The sequence below is a fragment of the Streptomyces tirandamycinicus genome (assembly GCF_003097515.1).
GTDB classification, from domain to species: Bacteria; Actinomycetota; Actinomycetes; order Streptomycetales; family Streptomycetaceae; genus Streptomyces; species Streptomyces tirandamycinicus.
Map to the genome: position 1 here is coordinate 5,846,085 of NZ_CP029188.1, position 21,029 is coordinate 5,867,113.

At 71.4% G+C, this 21,029-nt stretch carries 19 protein-coding genes and 1 pseudogene; 11 read left to right on the top strand and 9 right to left on the bottom strand.

The annotated features are described in order from the left end of the window. The first annotated feature begins 116 nt into the window (after nt 1–116). Together DDW44_RS25505 and DDW44_RS25510 are read left to right on the top strand one after the other, a co-directional pair. A complete protein-coding gene (locus DDW44_RS25505) occupies nt 117–1,130 on the top strand; it encodes an NADP-dependent oxidoreductase (protein WP_206307266.1) in 1,014 nt (337 codons plus the stop codon). A 5-nt stretch (nt 1,131–1,135) separates the two neighbouring features. Continuing rightward, the gene (locus DDW44_RS25510) at nt 1,136–1,924 is read left to right on the top strand and encodes an SDR family oxidoreductase (RefSeq protein ID WP_108907893.1); all 789 of its coding nucleotides are present in this window, start codon (nt 1,136–1,138) and stop codon (nt 1,922–1,924) included. A 19-nt stretch (nt 1,925–1,943) separates the two neighbouring features. Here the strand turns inward: DDW44_RS25510 and DDW44_RS25515 are convergent, their stop codons facing one another. Beyond that, complete coding sequence (locus DDW44_RS25515; RefSeq protein WP_206307265.1) at nt 1,944–3,188, bottom strand: PucR family transcriptional regulator; 1,245 nt, start codon at nt 3,186–3,188, stop codon at nt 1,944–1,946. 424 nt (nt 3,189–3,612) lie between these two features. Here DDW44_RS25515 and DDW44_RS25520 point away from each other — a divergent pair, with 424 nt between their 5' ends. The 4 genes from DDW44_RS25520 (at nt 3,613) to DDW44_RS33250 (ending at nt 8,153) form a co-directional block, all read left to right on the top strand. Beyond that, nucleotides 3,613–4,542, top strand: coding sequence for a DUF4394 domain-containing protein (locus DDW44_RS25520; protein WP_108907895.1), 930 nt, complete (start codon nt 3,613–3,615; stop codon nt 4,540–4,542). Between the two features lie 140 nt (nt 4,543–4,682). Beyond that, complete coding sequence (locus DDW44_RS25525) at nt 4,683–6,284, top strand: alpha/beta fold hydrolase (protein WP_108907896.1); 1,602 nt, start codon at nt 4,683–4,685, stop codon at nt 6,282–6,284. Nucleotides 6,285–6,298: 14 nt separating this feature from the next. Beyond that, on the top strand, nt 6,299–7,873 hold the full coding sequence (locus tag DDW44_RS25530) for an alpha/beta fold hydrolase (protein WP_108907897.1): 1,575 nt from the start codon (nt 6,299–6,301) through the stop codon (nt 7,871–7,873). 151 nt (nt 7,874–8,024) lie between these two features. Next, nucleotides 8,025–8,153: a hypothetical protein gene (locus DDW44_RS33250; RefSeq protein ID WP_279634816.1), complete on the top strand. Its 129-nt coding sequence runs from the start codon at nt 8,025–8,027 to the stop codon at nt 8,151–8,153. Between the two features lie 65 nt (nt 8,154–8,218). Here DDW44_RS33250 and DDW44_RS25535 read toward each other — a convergent pair whose 3' ends face one another. The 4 genes from DDW44_RS25535 to DDW44_RS25545 form a co-directional block, all read right to left on the bottom strand. Beyond that, a complete protein-coding gene (locus DDW44_RS25535; protein WP_108907898.1) occupies nt 8,219–9,838 on the bottom strand; it encodes a sodium/solute symporter in 1,620 nt (539 codons plus the stop codon). After that, the gene (locus DDW44_RS25540) at nt 9,838–10,119 is read right to left on the bottom strand and encodes a DUF485 domain-containing protein (RefSeq protein WP_108907899.1); all 282 of its coding nucleotides are present in this window, start codon (nt 10,117–10,119) and stop codon (nt 9,838–9,840) included. Before DDW44_RS25540 ends, DDW44_RS25535 begins: the two co-directional genes overlap by 1 nt. Before the next feature lie 236 nt (nt 10,120–10,355). Then, a complete protein-coding gene (locus tag DDW44_RS32195; RefSeq protein WP_167455533.1) occupies nt 10,356–10,529 on the bottom strand; it encodes a hypothetical protein in 174 nt (57 codons plus the stop codon). Between the two features lie 88 nt (nt 10,530–10,617). Next, entirely contained in the window at nt 10,618–11,910 is a 1,293-nt protein-coding gene (locus tag DDW44_RS25545) for a PucR family transcriptional regulator (protein ID WP_108907900.1), read from the bottom strand. Between the two features lie 354 nt (nt 11,911–12,264). Between DDW44_RS25545 and DDW44_RS25550 the strand changes: the two genes are divergently transcribed. From DDW44_RS25550 to DDW44_RS25570, 5 genes are read left to right on the top strand one after another with little or no spacing between them, the layout of a single operon-like run. Beyond that, complete coding sequence (locus tag DDW44_RS25550) at nt 12,265–13,128, top strand: ABC transporter ATP-binding protein (RefSeq protein ID WP_018888719.1); 864 nt, start codon at nt 12,265–12,267, stop codon at nt 13,126–13,128. Continuing rightward, complete coding sequence (locus DDW44_RS25555; protein WP_108907901.1) at nt 13,125–14,153, top strand: ABC transporter ATP-binding protein; 1,029 nt, start codon at nt 13,125–13,127, stop codon at nt 14,151–14,153. The genes DDW44_RS25550 and DDW44_RS25555 overlap by 4 nt, the downstream gene beginning before the upstream one ends. After that, entirely contained in the window at nt 14,150–15,040 is an 891-nt protein-coding gene (locus DDW44_RS25560; RefSeq protein WP_017944540.1) for a branched-chain amino acid ABC transporter permease, read from the top strand. The genes DDW44_RS25555 and DDW44_RS25560 overlap by 4 nt, the downstream gene beginning before the upstream one ends. Continuing rightward, the gene (locus DDW44_RS25565; RefSeq protein WP_108907902.1) at nt 15,033–16,331 is read left to right on the top strand and encodes a branched-chain amino acid ABC transporter permease; all 1,299 of its coding nucleotides are present in this window, start codon (nt 15,033–15,035) and stop codon (nt 16,329–16,331) included. Before DDW44_RS25560 ends, DDW44_RS25565 begins: the two co-directional genes overlap by 8 nt. Beyond that, nucleotides 16,328–17,584, top strand: a complete 1,257-nt coding sequence (locus DDW44_RS25570; RefSeq protein ID WP_108907903.1) for an ABC transporter substrate-binding protein — start codon at nt 16,328–16,330, stop codon at nt 17,582–17,584. Before DDW44_RS25565 ends, DDW44_RS25570 begins: the two co-directional genes overlap by 4 nt. Before the next feature lie 28 nt (nt 17,585–17,612). Here DDW44_RS25570 and DDW44_RS33590 read toward each other — a convergent pair. From DDW44_RS33590 to DDW44_RS25590, 4 genes and pseudogenes are all read right to left on the bottom strand, one after another. Continuing rightward, nucleotides 17,613–17,855, bottom strand: a pseudogene (locus DDW44_RS33590) (hypothetical protein); the annotation flags it as partial. Nucleotides 17,856–18,322: 467 nt separating this feature from the next. After that, on the bottom strand, nt 18,323–18,991 hold the full coding sequence (locus DDW44_RS25580) for a nucleotidyl transferase AbiEii/AbiGii toxin family protein (protein WP_208648009.1): 669 nt from the start codon (nt 18,989–18,991) through the stop codon (nt 18,323–18,325). 5 nt (nt 18,992–18,996) lie between these two features. Continuing rightward, entirely contained in the window at nt 18,997–19,389 is a 393-nt protein-coding gene (locus DDW44_RS25585; RefSeq protein WP_027732216.1) for a hypothetical protein, read from the bottom strand. 342 nt (nt 19,390–19,731) lie between these two features. Then, nucleotides 19,732–20,892: a magnesium and cobalt transport protein CorA gene (locus DDW44_RS25590; RefSeq protein WP_017944537.1), complete on the bottom strand. Its 1,161-nt coding sequence runs from the start codon at nt 20,890–20,892 to the stop codon at nt 19,732–19,734. Nucleotides 20,893–21,029 lie beyond the last annotated feature (137 nt).

Sequence of the window (21,029 nt, forward strand, 5' to 3'; positions counted from 1 at the left end):
CGGCGAGCTCATACTCTCGCGAGTGCCCTACCGACCAGTTGGTATGCCCCGGCGTCGGCTCGCGGCCGCCTGCCCACGACCACCCGCCGACGCCCACCACCCGAGGAGCCGCGGACATGAGCCCCGTCAACCGTCAAGTGCGCCTTGCCGCACGTCCCGTCGGACAGCCCCGTCCCGGCGACTGGGAGCACACCGAGGAGCCGGTCGGCGAGCCCGGAGAGGGCGAGATCCTGGTCCGGGTGAAGTACCTGTCGATCGACCCGGCGATGCGCGGCTGGATGAACGACGCCAAGTCGTACATCGAGCCGGTCGGCATCGGAGAGGTCATGCGCGCGGGCGCGGTCGGGGAGGTCATCGCCTCCCGGCACCCCCGGTTCGCGGTCGGCGACCATGTCTCCGGCGCCTTCGGCGTCCAGGAGTACTGCCTGTCCGACGGGCGCGGCGTCGCTCCCGCCGACCCGGAGCTCGCCCCCCTGCCGGTGCACCTCGGCACCCTCGGCATGTCCGGGATGACGGCGTACTTCGGCCTGCTCGACATCGGCCGTCCCGAGGCCGGGCAGACCGTCGTGGTCTCCGGCGCTGCGGGCGCGGTCGGCAGCGTGGTCGGCCAGATCGCCAGGATCAAGGGCTGCCGGGTCATCGGCATCGCGGGCGGCGAGCGCAAGTGCCGTGCGCTCGTCGACGACCTCGGCTTCGACGCGGCGATCGACTACCAGTCGCAGGATGTGCGCAAGGCCCTGCGCGAGCACGCCCCCGACGGGGTGGACGTCTACTTCGACAACGTCGGCGGCGACATCCTTGACGCGGTGCTCACCCGCCTCGCCCGCGGCGCCCGGATCGTCGTCTGCGGCGCGATCTCCCAGTACAACAACACCGAACCGGTCAAGGGCCCGAGCAACTACCTGTCGCTGCTCGTGAACCGCGCGACCATGACCGGCATGGTCGTCTTCGACTACGCCGACCGCTACGCCGAGGCCGTCCGGCAACTGGCCGAATGGCGTGCCGAGGGCAGGCTCGTCTCGGTGGAGGACGTGGTGGACGGAGGGGTGAGCGCGTTCCCGGACACGCTGCTCAGGCTCTTCCGGGGCGAGAACCACGGCAAGCTCGTGCTCGCCGTCGCGGGCGGGTGAGCCCGATGGCGGCCATGGAACTCAAGGACGCGGGCGTCGTGGTCACCGGAGCGGGGTCGGGCATCGGAGCGGCGCTCGCCCGCCGCTTCGCCGCCGAGGGCGCCCGGCTCGTGATCAACGACCTGGACGCCGGTGCGGCGGCCCGGGTCGCCGAGGAGGTCGGCGGGTTCGCCGTGCCGGGGGACGCGGGAGCCGAGGAGAGCGTCGCCTCCCTCATCACCGCGGCCCGGGCCCACCTCGGCGAGATCGACCTGTACTGCGCCAACGCCGGGATCGAGCCCGGCGGCTCGGAGCACTCCCCGGAGGAGGTGTGGGACAGCGTCTGGCAGGTCAACGTCATGGGCCATGTCCGAGCCTCCCGCCATCTGATCGGACCGTGGCTGGAGCGCGGTCGCGGCCGGCTGATCGCCACCGTTTCCGCGGCCGGCCTGCTCACCCACCTCGAGTCGGCGCCCTACTCGGTGTCCAAGCACGGCGCGCTGGCCTTCGCCGAGTGGCTGTCGGCCAACTACGGCGACAGGGGCGTCACGGTCCAGGTGGTGTGCCCGCTGGGTGTGCGGACCGAGATGTACGAGCGGTCGGACGCCGCCGCGAAGGAGGTGCTCGGCGCCTCGGTGCTCGACCCGGAGGACGTCGCCGACGCGGTGATGAAGGGTCTCGCGGACGGGCACTTTCTGATCCTTCCCCACGCCGAGGTACGCGAGCACTACGCGTACCGGGCGACCGACACCGACCGCTGGCTGCGCGGGATGCGGCGGCTGCGCCGGCGCATCGACGACGTCGCCGCGGGCTGAAGCGGCACGCCACGGGCGTTCAGTGCCACGCTCCCGACACGCGCCGGGTGACGACGGCGCTGAACGTGCGCACGCCCCGTGTCGAGCCGGGGTCGATACCGGTGAGCTCGCGGACCCGGCGCAGGCGGTAGTCCAGGGTGCGGCTGTGGACGTTGAGCGCGCTCGCCGTGGAACCGCGGTGCATGTCGTGGCGGTAGTACGCGTCGAGGGTGGCGAGGAGATCCGGGCCGGTCTCCAGGCGACGGGCCACCGTGCGGATCCAGTCGTCGACGAACGGCACGTCCGCGACGGCGAGTTCGACGAACACGTCGGCCAGTGTGTGCGGCCGCAGCCGGGCGGGCGCCCGGTGCAGCGGGGCTGCCCGGCTGATCCGCCGCGCGCGGTGCAGAGCGCCGGCCAGTTCCGGCAGTGGTGCGGTGGCCGTGCCGACGGCGCAGGGGCGGCCGAGGGCGCGGGCGAAGTCCTGTACGAGATCCGGCAGGTGGTGGGGGGTGAGGTCGGGCAAGAGGTCGGGCACCGAGTGCGGTGGTGCGTCGTCCGCGGCCGTGGCTCCGGAGAACAGGGGAAGCAGGGCGATCAGCTCGCCGCTCCCGTCGCCGCTTTCCGGCCCCCACATGACAGGTACCCGGTGGCTTTTCACCAGAATCCCGATCTCGTTCTCCAGGAAATGATCGACGATGGGCCGGTCCGGGAGCCGGAACACCGTCACCGCGCAGCGGTCGGGCAGTTCCATGCCCACGGCCGCGGCGAGTTCCGCCGCAATCGGTTCCCCGTTCAGCAGTGACCGGGCAAGAAGGGCGACCTGCTCGGCGTACGGCAGGCGGCGGCGCAGTGCGCGTACGAATCCCCGCCGGTAGGCGCCGATACCGCGTTCGCCCTGCGCGGCGAACCAGGTCATCATGCGCATGAGTTCGTCGGCACCTCCGCCGCGCTCGGCCTCGGTCGCCTCGCTGATCTCACGCAGCATGAGTGCGGTGTGCACGTCCAGCACCCGCCGGCGCGCGTCGAGCGACATCCCGGCGCTCCCTCGCAGCTCTCCCATCGATGCGATGCAGCTGAGATCGCCGCCGCTCAACTCGCTGTTGTGGGGCGACAGTTCGACGGTGCGGCGGCGGAGCCAGAGTGCGTGCTCCAGTGTCCTGGCCCGTGCCCGGGGGTCCTTGTGCAGCAGCCGGAACTCCGGGATCTCACGTGTGTACGTCTCGACCTCACGACGGGCGCTGGCCGTCGCCTGCCGGGCCAGCTCGGCGAAGAGGCTCCCCATGGGCGCAAGCATGTCAGGCGGGCCCGGCGCCCGACAGGTGGGATCCGGACGGCGTTCATCACTCCGCGCAAACGGTGGCGCATATCCCGGCGGAGCTCTTGTCACTGTGCGCAAAATTCCCGGCTCCGGGCGCTCTCGGCAACCCATGCGCTTGTGACGGGGACGCCGGGCCCTCTTAATGGGAACGCACCTGAACGCATTATGAGGAACGCCTGCGAAGCCATTCCCGAGCGACTCCGCAGCGAATGCGGAACGAGCACGGAACGACTTCGGAACGACTGCGAAGTGACTGCGAAACGGCTGCGAAACGACTGCCGTGATCGGTGCGCGCAGTGGGCAGCGGAATCGCCGGCCGGGTGCCTCGAACGGCACCCGCCCCAACGGGAGGGAATTTCCCATGAAAACAGGCGCGGGAAAGCGCGTCATGGTGTCGGTCGCGGCCGTGGCCACATCGACGGCGCTAGCCCTCGGCACGGCGGGTACCGGCTCGGCCGCCCCCGCCCCCGAAGCCCCCGCCCTCGCCCCCGAAGCCTCCACGCCCGGAGTCTCCACCCCCCAAGCCGCCTCCCCCCGGGCCTCCGCCGCCGCGCCCAGCCTCCGCGCGTTCGGGATCAGCGGCGACGGCACCCTGATGGCCACGTTCACGACCGACCGGCCCCAGGTCCTCGACTGGGTCCGGGTCGTCACCGGCCTCAGCGGCGACACAAGCCTGATCGGGATCGACTTCCGGGTACAGAACGGCCTGATGTACGGCGTCGGCAACAAGGGCGGCATCTACACGATCAAGACCCCGCCGGTCACCGCGGACGTCGTGGTCACCAAGGTGTCCCAGCTCCAGTACGCGCTGAACGGCGCCAACTTCGGCGTCGACTTCAACCCGGCGGCCGACCGCCTCCGCGTGATCAGCGACAACGGCCAGAACCTGCGGCACAACGTCAACGACCACAGCACCGTCCAGGACCTGAACCTCACCACCCCGCCCACCGAGGGCACGACCAAGGGGGTCTCGGCCGCCGCATACACCAACAACGACCTCAGCGCGGCCACCGGGACCACGCTGGTGGACATCAACACGACCGGCGACCAGGTCGTCCTCCAGTCCCCGGCGAACAACGGCACCCTCGCCGCTACCGGCAGCCTCGGCATCGACGCCGGGATCAACGCGGGCATGGACATCTTCAGCACCCTGTCCGGCGGGAAGACGGCCGACAACGCCGCCTTCGCCTGCCTCACCCCGTACGGCGCCGGCACCCCCTCGCTGTACAGCGTCGACATCCTCACCGGCCAGGCCACATCCATCGGCCAGTTCCCGCTGAACATCACCGACCTGGCCGTCTCCCTCACCGGATCCTGAGCCGCGGCCGCCCTCCGGCTGGGCCGTCCGTGTGCACGTACGCGGACCACTCGGTAACGTCGATGGCACGTGCATTCCGTCCATACTGCCGCGGCGTCGCCCGGCAGGGCGGCCGTCGGTCGGCGGAGGAACGGGATCATATGGCAGAGCACGGCTTCCGCGACGGGGCGGCGGCCGCCGGGGCCGTTCTGGCCCTCCTGGCGGCACTCGGCCCGGCACCGGCGGGCGCCGCACCGCGGAACGCCGCTACTGCCGCGGCCACCGGACCCGCCGCGGGTACCGGTATCGCCGCGGCCGCCGGACCCGGCTCGGCCGCCGTGTCCGGTTTCGTGCCGGGCCCCTGCCCCGGGACCGCCGAGCCGGTCGCAGCGCTGGCCACCGCCCGGTGCGGATTCCTGGAGGTCCCCGAGAACCGCGCCCGTCCCGGCGGCCGGACCATCCGGCTGGCCGTGGCGGTCATCCCGGCCACCTCGGCGAAGCCCGCCCAGGATCCCGTCGTGTTCATGTCGGGTGGCCCGGGTGGCGACACCTTCGACGACATCCCGTTCCTGGTCTCCTCCGGCCTGAACCGGGACCGCGAACTGATCGTCATGGCCCAGCGCGGCAATCTCCACAGCAAGCCCGATCTCGCCTGCCCGGAGCTGGACCGCTTCCACGCCGCGTCCGTAGGGCTCCCTTCCTACGCACCGCGGACGCAGCGGCTCATGCTCGACGCGGTGACGCAGTGCCGAGACCGCCTGAGGGCCGACGGAGTCGACCTCGGTGCCTACAACAGCACCGAGAACGCCGCCGACTTCGCCGATCTGCGCACGGCGCTCGGCATCGAGCAGTGGAACGTCTACGGCCACTCCTACGGCAGCAACCTGGCCATGACCTATCTGCGCCTGCACCCCCAGGGGATCCGTGCGGTGGCCCTCGACTCCTTCACCCCTCCGCAGTCCGTCTCCCTGCCGTTCGCCTGGGCCGGCGCCCGGGAGGGCCTCGACTACCTCTACCGGGCCTGCGAGGCGGAGACCCGCTGCAAGAGCCGCTACCCGGACCTCGAGCGCACCCTGAACGACCAGGTGCGCAAGCTGGAAGCCCGGCCGCTGACGCTGAACGTCCGGCCGCCGCAGGGCGGAGAGCCGGTGAAGGTCGTCCTCGACGGCGGCGCGCTGCTGAACGTGCTGGTCGCCAAGGGGATTCCGTTCGTCGACGTCCCGGCGGCGATCGACGAACTCGCCCGCGGACGTCCGGAGCGCTTCGCCCGGGCCCGCGCCGCCGGTTCGGTCCAGGCCGTCGGCCGGACCGCCCACGGCCTGACGCATTCGGTGGTGTGCAGCGAGTGGGTGCCGGGCCACTCGGCGCCCGATGTGCTGGAGGCCGGCCGCAGGGCCTTCCCCGGCCTGCCGGACGCGGTCCTGGCGCAGGCGCCCCAACTGGCCTTCCAGGACGAGGTGTGCCGGGTCTGGAACGTCCCGGACCGCACCGCCACCCAGCGGGTGGCCCCGGTCGGCTCGGTGCCGACGCTCTTCCTCAACGGGACGTTCGACATGAAGACCGGGGCGAGCTGGGCGCAGAAGACCGCCCGTACGCTGCCCCACTCGACCGCCGTGCAGATCCCCGGCATCGGGCACTGGGCGGTCCCGCAGTCGCCCTGCGCCCAGAAGGTGCTGGCGTCGTTCCTCAGCCGTCCGACCGCGCCCGACACCGGCTGCGTGGCGGGCCTCCGGTGGGAACCGTTCACGATCGCCCCGAGGTGACCGGGAGAGCAGAGATGGCACGCTCACATGTACGACGGTCGCACACGAGGCCGGCCGCGGCGGCGGCCGGGATCCTCGTCGCCGGCCTGCTCGCGTCGCCCGCGAGCGGGCAGGAGGAGACGCCCGCGGGAGCCGGCGGAACGGTCGCCCGCACCGTGGGCGACGCCCGCTACGAGCCCGGCCCCTGCCCGAAGACCCCCGAGCCGACGGCGGCGCTCGAAGGGGCGCGCTGCGGAACGCTCACCGTGCCCGAGAACCGCGCCCGGGCGGACGGCCGGAAGATCACCCTGGGCGTGGCGATCGTGCCGGCGGCCGCGGGCACGCCGAAGCCCGACCCGATCGTGTGGCTCGCCGGCGGCCCGGGCGACGACGCCGTCGGAGAGGCGCAGATGGCGATCGACGGCGGCCTGAACCGGGACCGCGACGTCATCTTCATGTCCCAGCGGGGCACGTACTCCGCCGACCCGGCGCTCACCTGCCCCACCATCGACGAGTTCGGCGCACGCGCGGTCGGCCTCGACTTCGACGCCCCGTCCACCGGGCGCCTGCACGTCGAGGCGACCCGGACCTGCCGCGAGCAGCTGGCGGCCCGCGGGGCCGAGCTGGGCGCCTACAACGACATCGAGAGCGCCGCCGACTACGCCGACCTGCGGCGGGCACTGGACATCCCGCAATGGAACGTGTTCGGCATCTCCTACGGCACCCACCTGGCACTCAACTACATGCGCGAGCACCCGGAGGGAATCCGCTCGGTCGGCATCGACGGCATCCTCCCGCCCTCCAAGGCGGGTTCGGCGCTGACCTGGAGCAGTGCCCGGCAGGGCTTCGACGGCCTGTTCAAGGCCTGCGCCGAGCAGCCCGCCTGCAACCGCCGCTACCCGGATCTGCCCGCCACCTTCGACCGCCTGGTCCGGCAGCTCGAGGCCAAGCCCGTCACCACCACCGTCACGGTCCCCGGCAGCCGGAAGCCGGTCAAGGTCGTCCTGGACGGCGGGGCCCTGGTGAACTGGCTGACCTCCGCCACCCACGTGGCCCCCGGCGTGCCCCGCTCCCTCGACGAACTGGCCCACGGAAAACCGCAGCGGATCGCCGAGCAGTGGGCGGGCGGGAAGCTCAGCCCCAAGGCCGTCGGGCGGGTGGCCCACGGCCTCGCCTACGGCGTCTTCTGCAGCGCGTGGGTGCCGTACGAGACCGAGGCCGAAGCCGTCCGGGGCGGCCGGGAGGCATTCCCGACGTACCCCCGCTCGGTGCTGGCCCAGGCCCCCCAACTCCCCTTCCTCCGCCCGGACTGCGCCGTCTGGGACATCCCCGCGGCCCCGCCGTCGGTCCGGGACGTCACCCGCAGCGACATCCCCACCCTCGCCCTCTCGGGCGGCTTCGACTCCCAGACCGGCGCCGGCAACGGACCGTACGTGGCCCGCACCCTGCCCCGGGCCACCGTCGTCACGGTCCCCTACGAACCCCACGTGGTGTTCGCCACGTCGAAGTGCGCCCAGGCGATCACGCTCTCCTTCTTCGACACCCCCACGGCACCGGACACCGGCTGCCTCAAGGACCTCGAGCCCCCGGCGTTCGAGATCGGCCCCTGAGGCGGCCCGGTCCCGCCGTGGCCGGAGGGACCGGGCCCCGGGCTCTCGTCCGATCGGCTGCGACCGGTCCCGCAGCCTGAGGACGGAGGACGACGTCAGCTGAGGACGGAGGACGACGTCAGGCGCACCGCTCCGGGAAGCGACATCACGCATGAGGGCCCCCGGTCACGACCAGTTCCGGGAGCAAGCCCGGGACAACGACGACGACAACGACACCGACCGGCGGCTGCGCGGGTTGCGGCGCCTGCGCCGACGTAGCGGCGATGTCGCCGCAGGCTGAACGCGGCACGGTGCGGCGGCCGGTGGAGCGCGTGGGGATGCTCCACCGGCCGCCGCATTCGTGTGTCACGCCCTGACGGGCTGCTCCGGCAACGCGGCCGCACGCCGCCGTCCCGTGACGCTCCCCAGCCAGCCGAGCAGGAACGCGACGGGCAGCGACACCAGGGCGACCGTCTGCAGCGGGAACCAGGCGATGTCCCATTCGGGGAACAGTGCCGTCGGGCTGCCGGAGAAGACGGGGCTCACGACCTGGAGTCCGAGCGCGCAGCCGAGGCCTCCGTACAGCGTCCACAGCAGCCCCCCGTGCGTGAAGCCGCGCCAGAACAGCGAGTACACCAGCGCCGGGAGCAGGCAGGAGCACGCCACCGCCAGGGAGATCGTGGAGAGGAAGCCCGTGTTCCAGCCCTGCACCCACACCGCGAGGCAGATGCTCAAGCCTCCGACCACGGCGGACGCGATACGGGCCGCGGCCACTTCCCGGCCCTCGGTCGTGCGCCCGCGGCGGACGACGTTGGTGAGGAGGTCGTGGGCGACCGAGGCCGCGGCCGCCAGCGTCACGCTCGCGACGACCGCCAGCGTGGTGAGGAACACCGCGCAGGAGACCAGCACGACGAGCCATGCCCCGCCCGTCTGCGCCGACGAGCCGCCCGCCAGATCGCCGGTGAGCATCAGCAGGCTGCTGGTGGCCCCGGGGTCGGCGGCGAGGATCTTACGGGCGCCGATCAGCGCCGAGGCCCCGAAACCCAGCACGGTGGTGAGCAGGCAGACGGCACCGACGAGGGCGGTGGTGTGGCGGACCGTACGGCGTGCCGCGGCGGTGTCGGGCGCGGTGTTGAGCTGGGTGGCGACATGGGGCATGCATGCGACTCCCAGCACGATGGTGACCATCAGACCGATGAAGTCGAGGGTCCCCGCGACCGGGCCGCCGGCAGTGAACCGCAGGCCCGGACGCATATAGCCCTCGGGACGGCCGCTGCCCCGCCCGGCGGCCTCGATGAGGGAGTCGGGGCTCCAGTGGAAGCGGTGGAGCAGCACCGCCGCCACGGCCACGGCCATGGCGAGCAGGATCACCGTCTTGATCACCTGAATCGCGATCATGCCGCGCATCCCGCCGAAGGCCGTGGCGCAGACGACGAGGGCGCCGATCATGACGATGGCGGTCTGCTCGGCGCCGGGACCGGACAGGCCGAGCAGCATGGCGGTGGTCTTGCCCGCGCCGGAGAGCTGGACGATCAGGTACGGGACGCACGCGCTCAGTGTGACGACGGCGACCGCGATCCTGGCCGAGGGCCCCGGGGCGCGCAGAGCGAACGTGTCGCCGAGGGTGTAGCTGCCGCGTTCCCGGAGCGGGCCGGACAGCAGGAGCAGGACGCCGAGCGACAGCACGGTGCACAGGGCGATGAACAGGCCGTCGAAGCCGAAGACCGCGACGGTTCCGGTCGTGCCGAGCACGGTCGCGGCGGAGAGGTAGACGCCGGTGAGGACGAGGGCGCCCTGGACGGGGCGCAGCCCGCGGCCCGCCGTGTAGAAGTCGTCGACCCGGTCCCGCTCGGGCCCGTTGAGCACGCAGATGAGCAGGATCGGGACGATGAAGGTGAGGAAGCCGACGAGAACCCAGGCGCGGGTGTCCGTGTCCAGGTCGAGGGTGCCGGGACCTCCCGCGGCGAGCAGGATCCGAGGATGCATCAGCGCTCCTCCGCCGACTCGTACGCGGCCTCCTCGTGGGCGGCGCGGTCGTAACGCGCCGCCGTCCACAACAGGAGCGAGCCCTGCGCGAGGACGGCGACGACGCCGAGGTTGATCTGTCCGGCGACCCGGGTGGCCAGCAGGTCCTCTGCGGCGCAGGCCAGCAGGAGATGGACCACGAAGGTCAGTCCGTTGACGAGCGCGAAGGATCTGCTCGGCCGGTGGGGCCGGGTTCTCTGATGGAACCGGGGGGTGTGCGGAGGGGCGTGCTGATGGGCCATGGAGCTCTCCTGGCGGGCGGGGATGCGCGCGCATCGCTTCGCTCGGGCGATGCCTGGCCGGGCATCGCCCCTTGACGAGGGCTCACCAGAGCACGTACCGAACGGTCAGTCCATGCGGTTCCGGCACCCCGTTGTCCGCTCCCAACTCCTCGTACGTGCGACTGTGCTGATGCCCATTCGGCCATCCGCGGCAAGCAATCCGGCCATGGCGATGCGCGGGCCGGAAGAGCCCACCGTCATGCGGTCGTACGTGCCGGGAGGGGCGTGCCGCGGTGCGGCCGCACGCGTGCCGAGGGGCGTACCGCGGTGCAGCCGTACGCGTCCAGCAAGTTGACCACCGTGGTGGAGCCGTACGCGTGCCGGGAGTCGACCACCGCGGACCGGCCGTACGCGTTCAGGGAGTTGACCACCGTGGTGGAGCCGTACGCGTGCCGGGCGGCCGAGGCCGCACCCCCGTGCGCACCACTCGTGCCGGGCGGGCGTAACCGCCGTGCGGCTTCAGCTCTCCGGGTCGCCGTCCCAGGCGTCCCCGCAGCCGAGGACGGCGGCCGGCCCGAGCAGTTGGAGCGTGTCGAAGGCGAGCGTGAGCCGTACGAGGTCGCGGGGGCGGGACAGTTCGAGACCCGTGATCTGCTCGAAGCGGCGCAGCCGGTTCAAAACCGTGTTGCGGTGGCACAGCATGTGCCGGGCCGCCTGGACAGCGGAGCCGCCCTTCTCGATCCACACTCCGAGCGTGTCGATCAGCGTTTCGCGGTCGGCGGGCTCCAGTTCGTACAGCGGCCGGAGCACTCGCAGGGCCAGCTCGGCGGACAGGTCGGGCCGTGAGACCAGCAGACCGTCGGGTAGGCGGGCGTCGAGTCGGGCTACCTCCCCGTCCGCGCGGCAGGTGCGCAGGGCGAGTCCGGCCATGTCCCGCGCCCGGGGCAGGTTCTTCAGGCCGTGGACGACGGGGCTGATGCCGATGCGCATGCCGGGTCCGGCGTCGACGGCGGAGGCGAGCGCGTCGAGTGGGCGGTCGCCGAGGTGGGCGACGAGCACATCGCGCTGTGCGCCGACGTGGCGCAGGACGCGCATGCCACGGATCTCCGGAACGGCGTCGGGTGTCCGGCCGAAGGGCGGCGTGGCCCGCAGCTCCGCCACCGCGAAGCGTCCGTCGGGCGGCAGATCGAGGATCGACGCGGCGTCCTGGATGAACGCCGGGTCGTTGCGGTTCTCCAGGACGGCGGCGAGGATCAGGCGCACCCGCTCGTCGTGCCGGCTGGCCACGCCCTTGGCGACCTGCCGGTAGGCGTCGGCGACCAGGACGGCGTCCCGGTCGTTCATCTTCCACACCAGCTCCGCCACGTGCACGAGATGACGCTGCTCGCCGAGCCCGTCCCGCTCCACGACGCCGACGATCCCGCTCCAGACCTCCGAGCCGGCCACCCGGAAGGCGTGGATCACCTCGTCGAGGGGGCGGCCCTCCTCGGCACGGCGTATGCCGAGCTCACGGGTGTAGCGCTCGATGTCCACGATGCGCCCGGGGTCGAGGGCGGCCTCCAGCGCGAAGCGGATGCCGGTGTCCGTGGACTGCCTGAGGTCGGGCGGCGAGAGCACCGGGTCGGCGTAGTACGGCACCTCGGTGCGGATCTGGTCCACCACGGAGTCGGTGAAGGAGGCGCCCCGCGTGAGAAGGCGCCGGCAGGCGTGGTCGAGCAGTTGGAGCGGCAAGGGCCGGGCGGCGGCTTGGGGCGGCGGGCCGACGGTGGAGACGCGGGGGCGGACCGAGCCACGGACGTAACCGGTGTGCATGGACCCTCCTGACGGACGGGGCGTGCTGGGACACCACGGCGGGTCGCCATGTCTTGTGCTGCGTGGGTCGCAGATGCGGGTGCTCCACCGGTCGGCGATCGGCGTGTGGCGGCGGCGCACCTTCAAGGAATCCACATGCTAAGCAGTCGGTCACGCATTGGGGCGAGACCTCCGCCAAATCGTGATGACCCACGCACAGCAGGAGGTACGGATTGTGCCCCCTCACAAGCGCGGCGCGCCCCTGCTGGGAGCTGACAGCGGCTCGTTCCCGGTCCATGGACGCCCTGCCCCCGCCGTGATCCCGTGGCGCTCCAGTCCGGCGCCCGCTCGCCGAGAAGCAAGGAGACCGCCCTGATGAGCCCACCAGAGACCGAGGCCGGGACCCTCCGGGTCAGCGATCTGCACGTCAGCTACGGACGATCCGTGCAGGCGCTCCACGGGGTGTCGCTGACCGTCCCGCAGGGCCGGATCGTCGCCGTGCTCGGCTCCAACGGCGCGGGCAAGTCCACACTGCTCCGGGCAGTCTCCGGGACCCTCGCCCTGCATCGCGGCACGGTCGACGGCGGCACCGTGCACTTCGACGGCGTACGGCTGCGCGGCGACGCCGCGCGGTCCGTCGCCGCGGGGGTGGTGCAGGTGCCCGAGGGCCGGCGGATCTTCGGCGCCCTGTCCGTGGAGGACAACCTCAAGGCCGGGTTCCTCGGGTCGGCCCGCCGCTCGCGCGCCGAGCTGCGCGCCGGCCGCGACCGAGTCTTCACGCAGTTCCCGGTACTGGCCGAACGCCGACGGCAGGCCGCCGGGCTGATGTCCGGCGGAGAGCAGCAGATGCTCGCGATGGGCCGCGCGCTGATGGCCGGGCCGCGCCTGCTCCTCCTCGACGAGCCCTCGCTGGGCCTCGCACCGCTGATGGTCCGGCGCATCGCGGAGATCATCCGCGAGATCAACGCCCAGGGGACCTCGATCCTGCTCGTCGAGCAGAACGCCGCCATGGCGCTGGAACTGTCCGACCGCGCTTCGGTGCTGGACGTGGGCCAGGTGCGGCTGGAGGGGGCCTCGGCCGATCTCGCCGCGGCGGACGAGGTGCGGCGGCTGTATCTGGGCGAGAGCCACGAGACCGGCCGCGGCGCGCCCGACGCCGACACGCAGTACGCGACGTCCGCGAGCACGCCGGCCGTGACCGGACCTGGACTGACCGAGCTTGGCAGGTGGAACGGATGAGCGTCGATGCGACGGCCACCACCCCCGAGGCCGCCACGGCCCCCGGACCGGACGCGGGGCCCGACCCGGTCCCGGCCCTCACGGTCGAGAACCTGACCGTACGCTTCTCCGGCCTGGTCGCCCTCGACGACCTGTCCTTCACGGTCCCGCCCGGTACGATCCACGCCCTCATCGGCCCCAACGGCGCGGGCAAGTCCACCTGCTTCAACGTCATCTCCGGCGTCTACCGGGCCACCGCCGGAACCGTCCGGTACGGGGACGAGGACCTCACCCGCCTCGCACCCCACCGCATCGCGCGGCTCGGCGTCGCCCGCACCTTCCAGAACATCGTGCTCACCCACGGGACCGTCGCCGACAACCTCATGCTCGGCCGCCACCGGCTGACCCGGGCGGGCTTCACGGCGAGCGCGCTGCGACTGCCGCACACGGTGCGCGAGCAGCGCCGCCACCGGGAGCGGGCGGCCGAGATCGCCGACTTCCTGGGTCTCGGCCCCGCGTTCGACAAGCCGGTCGCCGGGCTCGCCTACGGTGACCGCAAGCGGGTGGAAATGGCGCGCGCGCTGTGCATGGAGCCGCAGTTGCTGCTGCTCGACGAGCCGGTCGCCGGCATGCATCCCACCGAGCGCTCGGCGATGGCCGAGACGATCGCCCGGGTCCGCGACTCCCTGAAGATCTCGATCCTCATCGTCGAGCACGACATGGGCCTGATCATGCGGATCGCCGAGTCGGTGACGGTGCTCGACTTCGGCCGGCTCATCGCGGACGGACCGCCCGAGCGCATCCAGAACGACCCGGTGGTCATCAGCGCGTACCTCGGCACCCCGGTCCAGGAAGCAGAACCGGGTCCGGAGTCCGGGACGGCACGCGAGCCGGAGTCCGGCCCGGTACCCGAGCCGGAGTCCGCCCCGGCACTCGAAGCGGTGGACGGGACAGAACCGGACAGCGGGCCGGACCCGGAACGCGCCACGGCCGCCGCCTCGGACCCCGCCAAGGACACCGGGCGCGACTCGAAGGAGCAATCATGATCAAGTTCGCCGAAACCGTCCTCAACGGATTCGCGCTCGGCTCCGTCTACGCGCTGATAGCCCTGGGCTTCGTCGTGATCTTCAAGGCGTCCGGCGTCATGAACTTCGCGCACGGCTCCCTGCTCCTCTTCGGCGGCTATGTCACGGCCCGCCTCCACGACGCCATCGGCTTCATCCCCGCCGTCCTGGTCGGCGCCGCGCTCGCCGCAGCACTGGCCGGCCTCGTACAGCTCCTGGCCACCCGCGGTCTGCGCGGCGCGGAGATCCACACGCTGACCATCCTCACCATCGGCGTTGACGTCCTGCTCAGCACCGAACTCAACCGGCAGATCGGCGCCGACTACCTCACCATGGGCGACCCCTGGGGCGCCGATGTGACCCGGCTCGGCAGCATCACCGTCGCCGATGCGCGGGTGGCGAGCATCGTCGTCGCGGTCGTCGTCATCGGCGCCTTCTTCGCCGCCTTCCGCTGGTCCCGCTGGGGCCTGTCCATGCGGTCCGCGGCCGCCGACCCGGAAGCCGCGGCGCTGATGGGGATACGGCTGGACCGCGTACGCCTCATCGCCTGGTGCGTCGCCGGGGCGCTGGCCGCCGTCGCCGCCGTGTTCCTCGCCGCCTTTCCCGCACCGGGACTCGACCGTACGACCGGTCAGATCGCCCTGAGTGCCTTCCCCGCGGCGATCCTCGGCGGCATGGACTCGGCCGTCGGCGCGCTCGTCGGAAGCCTGGTGATCGGCCTCACGGCGGCGATGGCCGCCGGCTATCAGAACGAACTGAGCGTCCTGGGCGCCGGATTCCCCGATGTGGCCCCCTACCTCGTGATGGTGCTCGTGCTCCTGGTCAGGCCCACCGGTCTCTTCGGATCGAAGGAGCTGACCCGTGTCTGACACCCGCGCCACTGCCGAACCCACTGAACCCGCTGAGACCACCGAACCCACTGAGACCACCGGGATCACCGAACCCGCCGAACCCGCGGGCACCGTGACGGCTCCCACCGCCGCCCCTCACTCCCCGTCCGCCCCCGGCCGGCGGTCCGGCAAGGTCTCCCCGCGCGGGCGGCGTGCGGCGACCCTCGCCGCAGGCGTGCTGGTCCTCCTGGCCCTGCCCTTCTACGTCAGTTCCTTCTGGCTCCAGACGGGCCTGTTCGCCATGGCCGCCGTCATCGGCGCCATCGGGCTGAACCTGCTCTCCGGGACGACCGGACAACTCTCCCTCGGCCACGCCTTCTTCCTCGCCGTCGGCGCGTACGGCTATGTGTGGCTGGCGTCCGAGCCGTCCGGCACCGGCTACGGCAGCCGGTACGGCCTCGGGCTCCCGCCCGTGCTCGCCTTCGTGCTGGCCATCGTCCTCGCTGGTGCGGCTGGCGGCCTCTTCAGCCCCATCTCCGGCCGGCTGCGCGGCATGTACCTGGGTATCGCGACCCTCGCCCTGGTCTTCCTGGGCCACCACATGATGCTCAACGCCCCGCAGGTCACCGGCGGGTTCAACGGCCGCTCCGTACCGCCGCTGGACATCCTCGGCTTCTCCTTCACCGACACCTCACCCGACGGTCTCACCGTCATCGGCGTCCCCTTCGGCGGGCTGGAGCGCCTGTGGTACGTCGGCCTGGCCCTGGTCGCCGTGGCCTGGCTCGCCGCGCACAACCTCCTGCGCGGACGCCCCGGCCGCGCACTCGGCGCCGTACGCGACAGCGAGGTCGCCGCGGCCGTCATGGGAGTACATCTCACCCGCTACCGCGCCTCGGCGTTCATCATCTCCTCGATGTACGCGGGCGCCGCGGGTGCCCTGCTGGCCCTGGTGTTCAAGCGCGTCGTCCCCGACCACTTCGGGCTCCTGCTGTCCATCGACTACCTCGCGATGATCGTCATCGGCGGCCTCGGCTCGGTCGGCGGCGCGGCCTGCGGCGCGGTCTTCGTCGCCCTGATCCCGCACCTGCTCACCAAGTACGCCGACGACCTGCCCCTGCTCACCGCCCCCGGCACCACCGGATCGGGTGTGTCCCCGGGCGACGCGGCCCGCTACCTCTACGGCACCGCGATCGTCCTCGTCCTGATCTTCGCCCCCGGCGGCCTGGCCGGACTGGCCCGCAGACGGCCGCGCGGCAAGGGCGACGACTCCCCCCGCACCCGGCGTTTCCCTCTCCGCAACCGCACCACCCCGAAGGAGCACACTCCGTGAGACACACCCGACTTGCCCCGGCCGCGGCCGTCGTCGCCGCCCTCGCCCTGAGCGCCACGGCCTGCAGCACCAAGAGCGGAACCGACGCGAACAGCGCCGGCGGCGACGGCGTCAAGACCGGCCCCGGAGTGACGGAGAAGACCATCACCCTGGGCGCGCTGACCGACCTCACCGGCCCGTACGCCTCGCTCGGCAAGAGCATCGTCAACGCCCAGCAGCTGTACGTCGACCAGCTCAACGCCTCCGGCGGCATCTGCGGCCGGACCGTCAAGATCACGGTCAAGGACCACGGATACGACGTGCAGAAGGCCGTGTCCGCGTTCACCGAGACCGAGCCGAACGTGGCCGCCGTCTCCCAGATGGTCGGCTCTCCCGTGGTGTCCTCGCTCCAACAGGAGCTGGAGTCGAAGCACCTGCTCACGTTCCCGATGGCGTGGGCCTCCACCCTGCTGGGCCGCGAGTACGTACAGGTGGTCGGCTCCACGTACGACATCGACATGATCAACGGCGTCGACTTCGTGGTCCGCACGGCCAAGCTGAAGGCGGGCGACAAGATCGGCCACGTCTACTTCGAGGGCGAGTACGGCGAGAACGCACTCGCCGGCGCCACCTACGCGGCCAAGAACCGGAAGCTGACCATCGTCGGGCAGAAGATCAAGCCCACCGACCAGGACCTGACCGCCCAGGTCACCGCCCTCAAGCAGGCCGGTGTCAAGGCCATCCTGATCAGCGTCGGCCCGCGCCAGACGGCCGCCCTGGTCGGTACCGCGGCCGCCGCGGGCTTCGCCGTCCCGGTCCTCACCAGCTCGCCGGGCTTCGCCCCGCAGCTGCTGGCGACCCCGGTCGGCCCCGCCCTGGAGAAGATGCTCCAGGTGGTGAGCCCCGGCCCGGCGTTCGGCGCCGACAACCCGGCGATGAAGAAGCTCGCCGACGACTACCGGGCGAAGTACCCGAAGGACCTGCTCGACACCGGTGTCGTCAGCGGCTGGAACGCGATCAGTGTCCTCGGCGAGGACCTGAAGGCGGCCTGCCGGGCGAAGGACCTGACCCGAGAGGGCATAGCGGCGGCTCACCGCAAGCAGTCCAAGCTCACGGTGCTCGGCGTGTCGCTGAACTTCTCCGACCGCGCCAAGCCGGCGACGTACCAGTCCTTCATCCACAAGCCGGCGAAGGCGGCCCCCGGCGGCCTGGCGAACGTCGAACCGGCCCACGAGGTGCCCGAGGCGAAGACCTACCCCCTGCCCAAGGGCTGAGCCGCCCCGACGGTCCGGATACCGACCGGCGGGGTCGGTATCCGGACCGGGAAGAATGCCCAACCGGTCCCTCGGCCTCCGCTTGCCGGAGGCCGGTAGGAGAGATCCCTCGCGTCACTTCTCCCGCAGAGACGTTGCAGAGGGCGTCGGCCTCCGCGGACATCAGCGCGTCGGCGAACGTCTTGACCATCGCGCGCAGCAGATCGGGACTCGCCGCGGCGAGGTTGTTCTCGGCAAGGGTGTGCAGGGGCAGACTGTCTGGTGCGGTCATCGTGCTGATCTCCTTCGAGGCTTCGACACTTCGAAGATCAGCCGGTGGCCGTTCGTCTATGCGGGCACCATCCCGATGCCGGAGCAAACCCCCGGATCAGGTCGAACCCGTACACCACTTCCCAGGACGCAACCGGGGGGTGTCCCAGTAGACGGCTGATCCAGTTTCTGTAGTGGGTCAGTTGGCAGCCGGGGTGAGCCGGCCGATGGTGGTGTCGCTCATCTGGCGTCTCCTTGAGCATCGGATCCGCCGATCATTGAACACTCCCGATCGCTGCTCTGGAACGTGCCGAGTCACAGCTCGCAGAGGCTCGGCGAGTCCTCGAAGACCGTCTGCCCGCGATGCCGTTGGAGAGTGAACCCGGCGGGTCGGTGTGAGTGTAGAGACCTTTGAGGAACGGTTTTCCGCTCCGCAACGGATCTGCTGGCACGGGGGTACCTGCCAGATGGAGTCTCGCCTGGGCGTGATCAGTCGATGTCGCGGTCATGGGACTCTTCGAGCAGACGGGTCGCGAGGTCGTCGGCCCACTCCACGGCCCAGGCGCGCAGAGCGCTAATGGTGGTCTCGTCGAGGCCGTAGGCGGTGAAGGCCTCGTCGTCGGTCCACTCGGCGCCCGTCAGGTTCGCCTGGAGGTCCTCGCGCTCGAAACGGCCGCGGGCGTGTCGGCGACCGAACTCTTCGAGCTCGGCGTTACTCCAGCGGTGGGAGGCTGCGTACACGTCGATCAGGTCGCGTGGCGCTCCTCGGTCAGCCAGGGCGCGAACCTTGGTCCCGATCACGTCCTCCTCGGCAAGGACAGGCCCGTACGGGCTCTGGGTGACGGGCCGCCAGAAGATCTCTTTGAGGATGTCGACTTCGCACTCCTGCCCGGTGGCGGGGTCCGTCACGGTGAAGCGAGCGGACAGCGGGGCAGTCTCCAACGCCTGTACCTTCCAGCCCCGGGCTGTCAGGCCGCTGCAGAGCGCGGCTGCGATGTCGGCCATGGGTGCCGGGTTCTCAGTGGCGACGTCGAGGTCCTGGCTGGGGCGGTTCACGAGGCGGTGCGCCCGCACGGCGTACCCGCCGGTGAGGACCAGGGGATACGGCGAGCCGAGGGCGATCACATCCGCCAGGAGCCGCGTGTGCAGCTCCGGCATGTCCGTCACGCGGCTGCCCGGGTGCGGGAGGCGAGCTCGGGGAAGGCGTCCTCCCACACGGTGCGCACGGTGCGGCCGACGAGGGTGCGCAGTACGGGCCATAGCTCTAGGAGCAGATCCCGGTTGAGGTAGCGGGGCAGGTCGTCGTGCAGGCCCTCGTGCAGGACGGTGCGGTACAGGCCCATGCGCTGGCGAGGTTTGTCCAGGCCGTACGAGGTCATCCCGGACCAGGCCAGGTGCAGCGGCAGCTCCACGACGCCGTGGGCCGGTCCGTGCAGCTCGTCAAGTGACTCCGGCAGACGGCGCCGGAACTTTTCCCGGTACAGCGCGAGGTCCTCGGCGTCTGCGCCCGAGAGTATCCTCGGCCCGGGTCCGGTGTGCTGTGGGTGGGAGGCCATGCCTCCATTATGGCGGGCGCATAGGGTCGCGGGCTGGTGGCTTCAACCAAGGAGTCAATGTCACTGTCTGTGTCCGTTGCAGATGGGGGCAAGGGCGCTCGGCGGCAGGCTTTGCGGGGAACGGGATAGGGATGGAGTCGCTGACGCAGGGACCGTGCCGTCGGCGGATTCTCCCCAGCGGCTTCAGGAGGATAAAAGTGCTGGTCAGAGGCGTAACGGAGGCAGGTAGAGGAGATCACCCGGATCACTTCTCCCCAGAGATTCCCCAGGGCTGATTTCACCCCGATCCGTGACCGGTGCGAGAGCAAAGGCCGCACAAGAGCTGAGCTCGGCAAGAGGGACTCAGAGCCAGTCCCGGCGCTTGAAGATCACATACAGACTGGCGCAAACCACGCCCATGAGAGTGATCGCGAAGGGGTAGCCCAACCTCCAGTGCAGCTCCGGCATGTTCACGAAGTTCATGCCGTAGATCGTTCCCACCAGTGTGGGCGCGAAGAGGATGGCCGCCCACGCGGAGATCTTCTTGATCTCCTCGTTCTGCTCGAAGCCCGCCTCGGCCAGTGCCCGCATCTCCGCGTTCTGCTGCTGGGTCACCAGCGTCGCGTTCACCGTCAGGATGTCCGCAAGGGCCTGCCGGAAGCCGTCGACGCGTTCGCTGATGTGCGTGACGTGGTCGGCGACGTCGCGGAGGTACCGCTGGAGCTCCTCGTCCGTGCCGTACTTGGCGAAGCCCGCCATCAGACCGTGCAGCATGCCGACCAGCGGCCGGGTCGCGCGCTGGAACTCGACCATCTCGCGGGAGAGTTCGTAGATGCGGCGGGACACCGCGGGATCGCCGCCGAAGACCTCCGTCTCGATCTCGTCGATGTCGTTCTGCACACCGGCGACGACGGGCGCGTACCCGTCCACGACCGCGTCGAGGATGGCGTAGAGCACCGCCTCGGGACCGAGGGCGAGCAGTTCGGGATCGGTCTCCATGCGGCGGCGGACCGCCGACAGGTCCGGGGCCGCCCCGTGGCGGACCGTGATCACGAAGTCGCGGCCGACGAAGACGTGAAGTTCGCCGAAGTCGACCTCCTCCAGGGCGTCGAGGTAGCGGGCGGCGCGCAGGACGACGAAGAGGGTCTCCCCGTACCGCTCCAGCTTGGACCGCTGATGCGCCTCCATGGCGTCCTCGACGGCCAGCTCGTGCAGGTCGAACTCCTCCGCCAAGGCGCGCAGTTCCGCCTCGGTCGGCCGGTGGAGACCGATCCAGGCCATGCCGGCCGGCTCCTCCCGGAGCAGGCGGAAGGTCTCCGCGAGCGACGACGGCGACGAGACCCGGCGGCCGTCGCGGTACAGCGCCGCCTCGACGATGCTGCGCTGGTCCTGCCCGTCGCGGGCCTGCTCGGGCGGGGCGGACGCCGGGGGCTCCGGAGACCGGGGCGGGGAAGCGGCGGGGGAGACGCGGCGGCGCCAGGAGTTCCTCTTCGAGGCCGGAGCGGAACGGCTTCGTCGGGGCATCCTGGGTCACCTCCCGTGCGAGCGAGGCGCACGCTGCGCCGCTGCGTGCACATCCCTGTACCCGCGTTCGCGCCGGATACATGCGTTCCTGATCGGCACGGGCAGGATATCCGGGCTCACCGGCGGCGGCATGGTGG